Raw genomic sequence first — 12046 nt, forward strand, 5'->3', positions numbered from 1 at the left:
GTAAAAGACCGCATGACCGGCGCTATTGCCTATATCAGCCGCGATACCGACGGCATCCTCTGGAAGAAGGTCCTCGAAGCGGGCCTTGGTCCCATCGATTTCCGCACCCGGGACAATCTCGGCAACAAGGACGAGATCGAGATCGCCCTGGCCTGGAAACCGGACCGCGGGCTGATCGCCTCCTTCCCCAACGTGAAGCTGATCGTGTCGCTGGGCATGGGGGTCGACCACCTGCTGGCCGACGACAAGCTGCCCGCCGGCGTGCCGATCACGCGCATCATGGACGACGGGCTGGTCGGCCAGATGAGCGAATACGCCATCTACTTCGCGCTGCGTCACCACCGCGACATCGACAAGTATGCCGAAAGCCAGCGGGCGAAGCGGTGGAAGCCCGAGGATTTCGTCGACACCATCCATCGCCGCATCGGCATCACCGGCCTCGGCACGATCGGTCAGGACGCGGCGAAGAAATTCGCGGCACTCGGCTTTCCGACGGCGGGCTGGAGCCGCACGCAGAAGAGCCTGCCCGGCGTCGAGACGTTCCATGGCCCCGACGGCCTCGCGGCCTTCCTTGCCCGCACCGACATCCTGGTGAACGTGCTGCCGCTCACGCGCGACACCAAGGGCCTGCTCGACGCAAAGCTGTTCGCAGCCCTGCCCAAGGGCGCCTATCTGATCAACATGGGCCGCGGTGGCCATGTGGTCGACGACGACCTGCTGGCCGCGATCGATTCCGGCCACCTCTCCGGCGCCGCGCTCGACGTGTTCAACACCGAGCCGCTGCCCGAGAGCCATCCCTACTGGACGCATCCCAAGGTCAAGGTGACCCCGCATATCGCCGGCGCCACCAACCCGCGCACCGCCTCGCCCGGCGTGATCGAGAACATCAAGCGCCTGCGGGCCGGTCAACCGCTGATCAACACGGTCGACCCGGTTACGGGGTATTAAAGCAAAGCCGTCGTCTCGACCAAAGCCTCGCGGAGCGAGGTGTAGTGGAGAGAAGATCTCTCCACTCCGCACCTTCGGTGCTGCGGTCGAGATGACGGGTTCTTTCTTCTACTTCCCGAATTTATCGGCGATCGTGCGATAGATCGCGCGGGCGACCTGCGCTTCGCCGCCTTCGGGCCGGCCCGGCCGGCTGGTATTGTTCCAGGCCATCATGTCGAAATGCGCCCACGGCACCTCGTCGGGCACGAACTCCTTGAGATAGAGCGCGGCGGTGATCGCGCCGCCGAAGGCGCCGGCCGAGACGTTGTTGATGTCGGCCACCTTGCTGTCGAGCATGCGGCGATAGGCCGGGAAGAGCGGCATCCGCCACATCGGATCCGTCACCGCCTCGCCGGCGGCGACCAGGGAATGGGCGAGCTTGTCATCGTTGCAGAACAGCGCCGGCAGGTCCGGTCCCAGCGCCACGCGGGCCGCACCGGTCAGGGTCGCGCAATCGATCATCATCGCGGGCCTCTCCGAGGCGCCTTCATGCAGGGCGTCGCACAGGATCAGGCGGCCCTCGGCGTCGGTGTTGCCGATCTCGACAGTGATGCCCTTGCGCGTCTTGATCACATCCATCGGCCGGAAGGCGTTGCCCGACACGGAATTCTCGACCGCCGGCACCAGCACGCGCAGCCGCACCGGCAGGCCGGTCGCCATGATCATCGACGCCACCGCGAGCACGGTCGCGGCGCCGCCCATGTCCTTCTTCATCATGAGCATGCCGGTCGCGGGCTTGAGGTCGAGGCCGCCGGTGTCGAAACACACGCCCTTGCCGACCAGAGTTACCTTCGGGTGGCTCGCCTTGCCCCAAGTGAGATCGATCAATCGCGGCGGGCGCGCCGACGCCCGGCCGACCGCATGGATCGTCGGATAGTTGTTCTTCAGGAGATCGTCGCCCACGATCACCTTCACCTTGGCCTTGTGCGCCTTGGCGAGGGCCTGCGCCGCTGCGGCCAGCTCGCCAGGGCCCATGTCGGAGGACGGCGTGGTGATCAGGTCGCGCGCCATCGAGATCGCCTCGACGATTGCAGTCGCGCGCTTCTTGTCGGCACTCGCGGGCCACACGAAGCGCGGGCCCGTCTTGCTCTTGGTCGCGCGGTAGCGATCGAACTTCCAGGCGCCGAGCCCGATCGCCACTGCGACGTCGGTCATCGAAACCGGCGCGGTCTCACCTTCCAGGCGCCAGGTCGCTACCGGCAGCTTCGAGGTCAGCGCACCGAAATCCCACAGGGTCGGCGCGTCGGGAATCACAAGCACTGCACCTGAAGCCTTGCCGTCATCGCCCGGCAACACGGCGACTTCGCCCGAAGATCCGGAGATACCCAGCGAGTCGATCCACGCCCGCCGCGTCGCGGACTGTGCCTTCAACCAGGCACCCCACTTCGATCGACCCACAAACTGCACGGGCAAGGAGGAAGAAGAACGGTCGACGAACGGCAGCGACATGGCCATGCTCACAATCATCAAGGAGAATGTTTAACATTGCCGGTCAAACTCCATGGCTGGCAAGGAGGGCATATATGGCCGAGTTCACCGTCGTGATCGGCAACAAGAACTATTCGTCCTGGTCGCTGCGCGGCTGGCTGATGGCGAAGATCGCCGGCATCGAGTTCGACGAAATCGTCGTGCCGCTCGACCGGCCCGAGACGCAGGCTGCGATCCGCAAGCATTCGCCGTCGGGCCGCGTGCCGGTGCTGCTGCATCGCGGGCTGGCGGTGTGGGACTCGCTGGCGATCGCCGAGTACCTGAACGACCTCAAGCCCGAAGCCGGGCTGTGGCCGCCTTCGGCCGCTGCGCGCGCCCATGCCCGCTCGATCTCGGCGGAGATGCATTCGGGCTTCCCCGATCTGCGCAACAACATGCCCATGAACATCCGGGCCTCGTTTCCCGGCAAGGGCATGACGCCTGCGGTGCGCGCCGACATCGAGCGCATCACCTTCCTGTGGCGCGACTGCCGCAAGCGCTTCTCCGGCGCCTTCCAGAAGGACGAGGGATTCCTTTTCGGCGCCTTCGGAGCCGCCGACGCGATGTTCGCCCCCGTGGCCACCCGCTTCAAGACCTACAGCGTCACGCTCGACAATGACGCCGATGTCTATTGCAAGGCCGTGCTGGCCCATCCGGCGGTGAAAGAATGGAGCGACGCCGCCGAACACGAGCCCTGGCTGATCGACAGCTACGAGATCAAGTAGCAGGCAGGCTCGGCGTCTTGTCCCGGCGCTCCTCCGGCGTCATGAACATGCGCCAGCGGCGCGCCCCGACGCCGAGGCTGCGCCGACTCGAATAGACGGCGAGGATGGGGGCCAGCAGCAGACCCGCGACCACCGGCAGCAGCCAGTAGAGGAACGACGGCGCCCAGTAACCCATCACCGCGACCGCAGCCACGCCCAGGATGATCTGGCCGAGGTGGCGGCCCAGCGCGAGATCCCATGACATGCCGCGATCGCCGCGTTCCTGCGGCGGCCAGCCGACGGCGCGGCCGGCCAGGATGTTCAGCACGAACGCCGAGTGGAACAACATCATCACCGGCGCCAGCAGCATCGAGAACAGGGTCTCGAGCAGAACGCTGCCGATCAGCGCCAGTCGCCCGCCGTAGGCGGGCGCCGGCGAGAACAGGCCGAGCACCATCGCGAGCAGCTTCGGCAGGAACAGCATCAGGGCCGTGACCAGCAACAGACCGTGGACGTGACCGGTGTTGTACTGCGGCCAGTTCGGGAACAGCGACGGCAGGTTGCCGAAATAGACCGGGCCGACGATTTCGTGCTCCAGCACGATGGCGGCGCTCAGCAGCAGCGAGCCCAGCCAGAGAGGCGAGGCGAGATAGCCCATGATGCCCATCACCAAGTGGAGACGACTCATCCAGTGCAGGCCGCGCGCGGCAACCAGCCGGGCGTGCTGCAGGTTGCCCTGCATCCAGCGTCGATCGCGCACCGCGTAATCGATGATGTTGGTGGGTAGTTCCTCGAAGCTGCCGCCCAGGTTCGGCAGGTTCCAGACGGAGTAACCGGCGCGACGGATGAAGGCCGCTTCGACGAAATCGTGGCTCAGGATTTCCCCGCCGAACGGCGCGCGCCCCTTGAACACCGGCAGGCGGCAATGTTCCGAGAAGGCCGCGACGCGAATGATGGCGTTGTGGCCGAAGTAGTTGGCCTCGCCCATCTGCCAGAAGGCATGGCCGGTGGCGAGCATGCCACCATACAAGCGCGACGAGAACTGCAGCACGCGGGCGAAAAGCGTTTCACGCCCCATTGCCACCGCATGGGTCTGGATGATGCCGGTCCTCGGACTCGCCTCCATCAGGGCGGCGAGGCGCACCATCGTATCGCCCGACATCACGCTGTCGGCGTCGAATACGATCATGTGATCGAAGCGCGCGCCATGGCTGTCGAGCCAGTCCGCAATGTTGCCGGCCTTGCGGCCGACATTCCTGGTACGGCGGCGCCAGTGCAGGCGTTCACCGATGTCCAGCTCCCGGCGCAGCCCCTCGATGCCCGCCGCTTCCTCGGCCGCGATCGCGTCGTTGGTCGTGTCGCTCAACACGAAGAGCTCAAAAGCATCGGACCGGCCGGTCGTCTCCAGCGAGCGCCAGGTCGTCGCGAGACGGGCGAAGACTTCGTCCGGCGCCTCGTTGTAGACGGGCACCAGGATCGCCGTACGGCCGCACAGCGCCGGGACCTCACCGTCGCCAGCCCCCTTGGGGCGCATCGAAAAAGGATGCAGGCCCCCGACCTTCAACACGAAGCCGATCAGGGCCGCCCAGAAGGAGAGCGTGATCCAGCCGAAGCCCAGCGCGAACACTGCGAGCAAGGCAATGGCCAGTCCGTACGGAACCTGTGGACCAAGCGCCGTCGCCAACAGATGGATGCCACCGGCGGTGGTCGCCGCGGCGAGGGCGAACAGGATGAAACGCCGCCAGCCCGCGCGACCCGCCAGGCGATCGAGATTCCAGAGCGTGTGGTCTTGAATGCCTTGCATGAGACGCGCCCTCCGCGGGCAAAAGAGATCAGGGTCGAAGCTGGATGCTGAAAGTCTCGCTCAACCGTTTGCCGCCCACGGTAAGGAAGGCGCGAATGTCAGCCGCACGGCGGCTCTCGGGCTCCACGTCGAGGAAGAGGCGCCGGTTGGCGGAGCCGGGAATCCGGTCGATCTCGGCCCGCAACAGCTTGCCGCCGTTCACCTCTACGTTGGACTCGACCACCCGTTGCTCCGGTAGCCTGGCCAAAGTGTCGCCCTCGAACTCGACGACGAGGCGACGGACCTTGTTGTTGCCGTCGACGGATGCCTGCCGTGTTGCGACGACGCGCGCTTCGGGTGCCAGCGCCGCTTCGTCACCCAAGGCCGAAAGGCGATATCGGTATGCCAGCGCCGCACCCTTCTCGACCGGCCAGCGTGAGACCCAAAAGGCCACGATATTGTCGTGATATTCGGACGGCGTCGGAATCTCGACAAGACGGACCTCGCCCTCGCCCCAGTCGCCCTTGGGCTCCACCCAGAGGCTGGGACGTGTCTCGTACTTCGCGACACCGTCCTGATAGCGGTTGAAGTCACGCTCCCGCTGCTGCAGCCCGAAGCCGCGCGGATTGTTGTCGACGAATGACGATACCTGCAGCGAACCGGGATTGGCCAGGGGCCTCCAGATCCGTTCGCCTCCACCGGTCAGGAGCGCTAGCCCGTCGGAATCGTGCACCTCGGGCCTGAAGTCGTCGCGCCACGGGCCGGACTTGCCGGAAAGGAACATGCTGGTGAGCGGCGCGATGCCCAGCATCGAAACGCCATGTCGCATGAAGAGGCGCGCATCGACGTCGACCGTGGTGCGCTCGCCCGGCGTCACGACGAAGGCATAGGCGCCGCTTGAGCCCGGCGATTCGAGAAGTGCGTAGATCGTCATCGACCTGTCGCCGGGTGCCGGCTCGACCAGCCAGAATTCGCGAAACTCGGGGAACTCCTCCGAACGCGGCTGGGCGGTGTCGATCGCCAGCCCGCGCGCCGACGCGCCATAGACGTGGCCCTTGCCGATCGGTCGGAAGTAGCTGGCGCCCAGGAACGAAACGATCTCGTCGAACTTCAGGCCGTTCAGGGGATGCGTGACCTTGAAGCCCGCGAAGCCGACATTCGCGGGCGGCTCGGCAGTGCCGAAGTCGAACATCTCCGGGGAGGGCGAGAGCGCCCTCACCGCGCCCTCCGTTTCCGGACCGCTTCGATGGATCACGTACATCTTGACGGGCGTCTGGTAGAGGAAGCCGGTCGGAAAGAACTCGACGTGGAACCTGCTTTTCTTGTCGCGCCACAGGATCGAGTCCGGCCGGAAGCGGATGCCGCGATAGGCGTCGTAGCCCAGCTTTGCGGTATCCGGCACCGGTGCCTCTTTCGCAAAAGGCTGCGTCGCCGACAAGCGTGCCCGGTCGATCAGCTTGTCGAAGAAATCGCTGGCGTGAGCCGTCGAAAGGCTGGCTCCCACGAGCATGACAAGCAACGCAACCAAACGGACCACGGCAACTCCTCATCCGACAACAAGGTCATGCCGCAACGCAGCGAGGAACCGGACGGTTGCCCGCTCTACATGAGGTTCAAAGGCGCGAAGCCGCGAAAGGGACGCAGGTTGCGTTCGCCACGATACATGATCGCCCTGCGCTCGATCATGGCGGAACGAAAACGGGCAAGCGCACGTTGGCAGGCCGCGATCATCACGGCGTACCGCCGGAGACGAGATTGTCGAGGGAGAACACACCATGCCCGACACCACGACCCATACCGACGAATCCAGAGGCACGAAGCCGGACCTCGGCGCGGCCGTTTCGGAAATCAAAACCGCGCTAAGCGGCAAGGCCGATGAACTGGCCGGCCGATCCGCGGAGAGCGGCGCGGCTGCTGTTTCCGCACTGGGCAAGACTGCGGCCACGCTCGCCGGCTCGCTGCAGGAGCAGTCGCCGGCGGTGGCCGACTATGTGCGTTTGACCGGGCAGCGCATCGACCGCCTGGCTGACGACCTGCGAGACAAGTCGGCCGGCGAGCTGCTGACCATGGCCACCGAGTTCGGAAAGCGCCAGCCGCTCGCCCTGCTTGCCGGGTCTGCCATCGTGGGCTTCGCGCTCGCCCGCATCGTCAGAGCCGGCATGGGCGCCTCGACGGAGCCGGCGGGACCGCGGGCGAGTGAGCCCAGTGCTGGCCGCATCGACGTTTAGGAGCTTCGAATGAACACCACAGAAAGGCCGGGCGTGGTCACCCTGGTGACCGATGCCCTGGGTCGCAGCGCCGACCTGATCCAGACCGAAATTCGGCTTGCTCGGGTCGAGTTGGGCGAAAAGGTGGAGGCGCTCAAGGCCAGTGTCGTTAGCGGCATCGTCATGATGCTGCTGGGCACGGTGTTCCTGATCGCGGCGGTCATCCTGGTCCTGCAGGCGGTCGTCGCGGCCCTGATCGAGAGTGGGGTCGCTCCGGCGTTCGCCATCCTAATCGTAGCCGGCGGCTCCGCCCTGGGCGGCATCGTCGTGCTGCTTGCCGGCAAGAGGACGATCGGCGCCATCGATCCGACTCCGACCCGTACCATCACGTCCCTGCAAAACGACGCACGCATGGCAAAGGAGACCCTGACATGAGAGAAAGCGCCCAACTCCAGCGCGAGGCCGAGGCCCAGCGCGCCGGCCTGTCCAACACGCTCGGCCAGCTCCGTGACGGCATGACCAGTCAGGCCCTGTCGGCGGAGCTTGTCGGGGTACTGCGCGACAGCAGCCTCACTTTGGTGAAGAGCCTGGCCGATTCCGCGCGCAGCAATCCCGGCGCCGCCCTTCTGATCGGCGCAGGACTCACCATGATGCTGACCAGGACGACCGGCTCGGACGTGATGTCGTCTGCTTCCAGTGCGATCCGCGCGGCCAGTTCGGCGAGCGCGGACGCCGCGGTCGCCGCGGCAAGCGGCGTCAAAAGCGCGGCGGGCACGGCAGCCGATACCGCGAAGTCGCTGGCAGGTCAGGCGAGCCACAAGGTTTCAGACATGGCCGACAAGGTGACGGGCCTGGCGACCGACACTGCGAACTCCGTCAAGGAGACCGCCGCCGCTACTGCCGACTCGCTGCGCGGCACTGCGGAGGATCTGCGCGGCCGTGCCGGCGAACAGGTCGATCAGGCGCAGCGACTCGTCCATGAGGGGCAGGATGCCGCCCAGCATCTCAAGCAGGATGCGACACGCCTTGCCGCTGATACGAAGCAGACCGTGTCGAAACTCCTGGAAGAACAACCGATCCTGGTTGCTGCGATCGGCACCGCCTTGGGTGCAATCTTCGGCGCCGCGCTGCCTGTCTCGCAGGCCGAGCGCAACGTCTTGGGCAAAGTCGGCGCCGAGGCGATCGACAAGGGACGCGACGTCCTCGAAACCGCGAAGGATACGGTCACCGAGCAACTCGCCCCTGCGCATCTCGGCGAGCGGGTCGGCGACATGGCCGGCAAGCTGGTCGACACGATGGTGCCGACGTCGTCTTCCCGGTCCGTGTAACCAAGTCCGCCAAAAGGAAGGCCGCCCAGAAGGGGGCGGCCTTTTTGTTTCGTACGCGACCGAAGGCGTTGGCCGTCGTTAGGAGTTGGGCTTGGGTAGCGTCATCGGGCTGATCCGCAGGATCTTGTAGCCTACCTGTTCCAGTTTCGAGGCCTCCGCCTGGGCTTCCATCAGGCTGGAATAGCCGATACCGATTTCAGACTGGGTGCGCGGGTCCACCGTCCACACCATGTGCTTGCCGAACGCTTCGTTGCTCATTGCTCCTTGTACAGGTCTTCGGCCGCAGAGTCCGAACCTTCTTCAGCCGCGGGTCCGAGAACCCGCACGGACCAGGCATCACCGGCTGCAGCGAAGATCGCCGCGTTGGACCGCGCCGCGTCCGAAATCCTCGATCAATGCCGAGGCGATCGTCCGGTTCAGCAGTGCCGTCGGGTGGCCGTCGTCCTGCATATAGAAGCGGTCGACCGGCTGCGGCGGCCGGGACAGCAGCGCATTGACATCGAGAACGGGAACACCGGAGGCGCAGAGCAGCGGCACCATCGTCTCGCGCCAGCCCGAGAGATCGCCGCGCCAGGTCTCGCCCGAATAGTAGAGGACCATGAGCCGCGCGCCGTAATCGGCCGCGAGCTTCGCCTCGATCTCGCGCAGGATGCGCACGAAGAGGCGCCGTTCCTTCGCCTCGTCGACCGCCATTGCCTTCCGGCCGAGAGCGAACAGCCGCGACCCCACGAGCAGCGATTCGACGAAGGCCGACGGCTCGACCCAGGTGCCTCGCGCCACCAGCCGGCCGTCGGGTTCCACGACGTAGCGCGGACTGTCGTGCAGCCATTGGAGCCGGCCGGCCACGCGCAGCACGTGGTCGTCGACCACCGACACCACCGCCCAGGGAAACTTCGCGCGGCCGGCCTTGCGCGGCTCGCCGATCTCGAGCTGGCGCAGCACCTGGTTGAGACCGTAGCCCTTCACGGCGAGAGTCACCGGCTGCAGCGCGCCGCCGGACTGTTCACGCAGGTACCAGGCCAGGGTCTGGTCGTCGGGAAGGCCCGCGCCAAAGGCGAAGGAGTCGCCCAGGATCAGGACCGGCGTATCGCTTGCGCCGGACGGACCGGATGGCAGCGCCCGAAAGCCGTTGGCGTCGGTCGTGTAGACGACGTCGTAGATCGTGCGGCCGTTCTTGACCGAGCTCGCCCGCGCCCGCCGGTCCGGCAGTGGCCGGAACGCGAGCGCCGGGTCGGGCGCGAACAATGGGTCCTGCGTTTCCACCAGCCCCTGCCGGAAGTCGGCAAGGTCGCGCTCCTCGACGAAGCGGTTCATCGCATCGGTGCGCAGCAGGAGCTCGCATCCAAGGATGCCGGCAGCAAGCGTGAACAGGAGAAGCAAGGCATTCCTGAGCCGCGGCGCCGCCCCCAGCATCACCAGGAACCAGACGGCGAGAAACGCCATCGCGCCCAGCACCGACGACGCCCAGGTGACAGCGGCCCAGAAACCAAGGGCCGGAACGGCACCAAGAAGGAAGAGCGCCGCGACGGCCGTCCTCCCGAACGGAGCACGGCGCGCCGGTTCGATATCCGGTCGGGTCGGCCTCAGCCGTCCACCTTGGCGCCGCTCGCCTTGACGATCGGCGCCCAGACCGCGATCTCGCTGACGATGCGGTCCTGCAGGCCCTTGGGCGCCATCGGCCAGGGGTCGCTGCCCAGGGCCGCGAACTTCGCCTTCACGTCGGGATCCTCGAGCGCCTTGGTGCCGACGGCGGCCAGCTTGTCGACGATCGGCTGCGGCACGTCGGCCGGCCCGCCGAAGCCCATCCAGACCTCGACCACATAGTTGGGCACGAACTCGATGATCGCCGGCACGTCGGGCGCGGCCTTGTTGCGCTCGCGGCTGGTGACGCCCAGCGCCCGCAGCTTGCCTGCCTGCACGTGCGGCCAGCAGCTCGGCATGTTGTCGAACATGATGTGCACGTTGCCAGCGATCAGGTCCTGCATCGCGCCGGCGCTGCCCTTGTAGGGCACGTGCACCATGTCGGTGCCGGTCAGCTGCTTGAACATCTCTCCGGCCAGGTGGATCGTGGTCCCTGAGCCCGAGGACGCCATGTTGTACTTGCCGGGATTGGCCTTCAGCAGGGCGATCAGCTCCGGCACGGTCTTCGCGGGAATGCTGGGATGGACCACCAGCATGTTCGGCCAGACCGACATGCCGGCCATCGGCGAGAAGTCCTTCACCGGATCGTAGGGCAGCTTGCTGTAGAGCGCGGGCGCCATGCAGAACATCGAAATGGTGATCAGGCCGATCGTGTAACCGTCGGGCGCCGCCTTGGCGAGCGCGTCGGTACCGATCGTGCCACCGCCACCGGCCCGGTTGTCGATCAGCACCTGCTGGCCGAGCATCTCCGAGACCTTGGCCATGACGATGCGCGAGATGTTGTCGGTCGCGCCGGCCGGCGTGTAGGGCACGATGAACTTGATCTGCTTGTTCGGAAAGGCGTCCTGCGCGCGGACGAGGCCCGGCGCGGCGAGGGTGGCGGCGGCGCCGGCCAACAGGGCGCGGCGGCTGGTCTTGAACTGGGGCACGATTCCTCCGAACGACGTTTCTTGTGTGCGCGCAAACGCTAACAGCCGGCCTGAGGAGCGTCACGCAATCCGGCGTCGGCGGCTCGCGCTGCGGGTCGCAAGGTCGCTCAGCGGGTCGTGACACCCAACGGGGATGAGAATTCTTGTCCTCCGCAATCGAAATGTTCGCTGGCGGCGCCGTTGTGTGACCGCAAAGATCGAAGCGAGAGGAGATGCCCATGCTCGCCTACACGACTCCCGCCGAGATCGTCGCCCACGACGGATTGCGCATCGTGCTGGTGCGCGGCGCGCCGAGTCCGTGGAGCCAGGCCGCCAAGACGATCCTCGAGATCAAGGGGCTCGATTATGCCGCCGCCCCACTCGATGTCGGCGGCGCCAACGAGGAGATCGTCGCCTGGTCGGGCCAGAACAGCGCCCCCGTCGTCGCCTGGCGCGACGGCCCGCCGCTCAACCGCTGGCTGGACATCCTGCTGCTGGCGGAGCGTCTCGCGCCGGCGCCTGCCCTGCTCCCCGCCGATCCGCTGCAGCGGGCACTGGCCATCGGCCTCGGCCACGAGATCCTGGGCGAGCGCGGCATCGCCTGGAACCGCCGTCTGCAGATGTTCTCGATGGCCGTGCAGGCCGGCATGGGCACGCGCATGGCGCCGCTGATCGACAAATACGGCTTCGATGCCGACGACGCCGCGGCGGCGGGCACGCGTATCGCCACCACCCTGCACGGGCTCGCGACACAGCTTCGCGCGCAGCAGGCGCGCGGTGTTTCCTATTTCGTCGGCGAGGCGCTGAGCTGCGTCGACATCTACTGGACGTCGGTCATGAGCATGCTGCTACCGCTGCCCGCCGCGCAGTGTCCGATACGCGAATCCTCACGGCCGGCCTTCACCGCCACCGATCCGCAGATCGTCTCGGCTCTCGACCCGATCCTGGTCGAACACCGCGACCGCATCTTCAAGGCGCACTTCCGCGACCCGATGGAGTTCTGATCGGCTTCCGCAACTCG

General features: G+C 66.5%; 13 protein-coding genes. 6 read left to right on the top strand and 7 right to left on the bottom strand.

All coding sequences use genetic code 11. The features are described 5' to 3' along the window. Positions 1-12: 12 nt before the first annotated feature. The gene (locus Q0Q48_RS21155) at positions 13-948 is read left to right on the top strand and encodes a glyoxylate/hydroxypyruvate reductase A (RefSeq protein WP_295142188.1); all 936 of its coding nucleotides are present in this window, start codon (positions 13-15) and stop codon (positions 946-948) included. 108 nt (positions 949-1056) lie between these two features. Here Q0Q48_RS21155 and Q0Q48_RS21160 read toward each other — a convergent pair whose 3' ends face one another. Continuing rightward, a complete protein-coding gene (locus Q0Q48_RS21160) occupies positions 1057-2442 on the bottom strand; it encodes a leucyl aminopeptidase family protein (protein WP_366915298.1) in 1386 nt (461 codons plus the stop codon). Between the two features lie 68 nt (positions 2443-2510). Here Q0Q48_RS21160 and Q0Q48_RS21165 point away from each other — a divergent pair, with 68 nt between their 5' ends. Continuing rightward, positions 2511-3179 carry a glutathione S-transferase family protein gene (locus Q0Q48_RS21165; protein WP_295142191.1) on the top strand — a complete coding sequence of 223 codons (669 nt, stop codon included), beginning with the start codon at positions 2511-2513 and terminating at the stop codon, positions 3177-3179. Here the strand turns inward: Q0Q48_RS21165 and mdoH are convergent. The 3 genes from mdoH to Q0Q48_RS21180 all read right to left on the bottom strand — a co-directional run bounded on the left by mdoH (position 3172) and on the right by Q0Q48_RS21180 (position 6675). Then, on the bottom strand, positions 3172-4962 hold the full coding sequence (mdoH, locus tag Q0Q48_RS21170; RefSeq protein WP_295142194.1) for a glucans biosynthesis glucosyltransferase MdoH: 1791 nt from the start codon (positions 4960-4962) through the stop codon (positions 3172-3174). The genes Q0Q48_RS21165 and mdoH overlap by 8 nt on opposite strands. 28 nt (positions 4963-4990) lie before the next feature. Then, positions 4991-6478: a glucan biosynthesis protein gene (locus Q0Q48_RS21175; protein ID WP_295142197.1), complete on the bottom strand. Its 1488-nt coding sequence runs from the start codon at positions 6476-6478 to the stop codon at positions 4991-4993. A gap of 65 nt (positions 6479-6543) precedes the next feature. After that, on the bottom strand, positions 6544-6675 hold the full coding sequence (locus Q0Q48_RS21180; RefSeq protein ID WP_295142199.1) for a hypothetical protein: 132 nt from the start codon (positions 6673-6675) through the stop codon (positions 6544-6546). Positions 6676-6716: 41 nt separating this feature from the next. Between Q0Q48_RS21180 and Q0Q48_RS21185 the strand changes: the two genes are divergently transcribed. Genes Q0Q48_RS21185 through Q0Q48_RS21195 form a run of 3 tightly spaced genes read left to right on the top strand, consistent with a single transcriptional unit; the run spans position 6717 to position 8476 of the window. Continuing rightward, on the top strand, positions 6717-7169 hold the full coding sequence (locus tag Q0Q48_RS21185; protein WP_295142201.1) for a hypothetical protein: 453 nt from the start codon (positions 6717-6719) through the stop codon (positions 7167-7169). A 9-nt stretch (positions 7170-7178) separates the two neighbouring features. Further along, complete coding sequence (locus Q0Q48_RS21190; RefSeq protein WP_295142204.1) at positions 7179-7583, top strand: phage holin family protein; 405 nt, start codon at positions 7179-7181, stop codon at positions 7581-7583. Further along, on the top strand, positions 7580-8476 hold the full coding sequence (locus Q0Q48_RS21195; protein ID WP_295142207.1) for a hypothetical protein: 897 nt from the start codon (positions 7580-7582) through the stop codon (positions 8474-8476). Before Q0Q48_RS21190 ends, Q0Q48_RS21195 begins: the two co-directional genes overlap by 4 nt. A 78-nt stretch (positions 8477-8554) precedes the next feature. On the opposite strand, the gene Q0Q48_RS21200 is transcribed toward Q0Q48_RS21195, so the two are convergent. From Q0Q48_RS21200 to Q0Q48_RS21210, 3 genes are all read right to left on the bottom strand, one after another. Beyond that, positions 8555-8734, bottom strand: coding sequence for a hypothetical protein (locus Q0Q48_RS21200; RefSeq protein ID WP_295142209.1), 180 nt, complete (start codon positions 8732-8734; stop codon positions 8555-8557). 78 nt (positions 8735-8812) lie between these two features. Further along, a complete protein-coding gene (locus tag Q0Q48_RS21205) occupies positions 8813-9919 on the bottom strand; it encodes a hypothetical protein (protein ID WP_295142212.1) in 1107 nt (368 codons plus the stop codon). 140 nt (positions 9920-10059) lie between these two features. After that, entirely contained in the window at positions 10060-11046 is a 987-nt protein-coding gene (locus Q0Q48_RS21210) for a tripartite tricarboxylate transporter substrate binding protein (RefSeq protein ID WP_295142215.1), read from the bottom strand. A 218-nt stretch (positions 11047-11264) separates the two neighbouring features. Here Q0Q48_RS21210 and Q0Q48_RS21215 point away from each other — a divergent pair, with 218 nt between their 5' ends. After that, positions 11265-12029, top strand: a complete 765-nt coding sequence (locus Q0Q48_RS21215; RefSeq protein ID WP_295142218.1) for a glutathione S-transferase N-terminal domain-containing protein — start codon at positions 11265-11267, stop codon at positions 12027-12029. Positions 12030-12046: the final 17 nt, after the last annotated feature.

Origin of the sequence: uncultured Reyranella sp., from assembly GCF_945957355.1 — a bacterium.
Lineage (GTDB): Bacteria > Pseudomonadota > Alphaproteobacteria > Reyranellales > Reyranellaceae > Reyranella.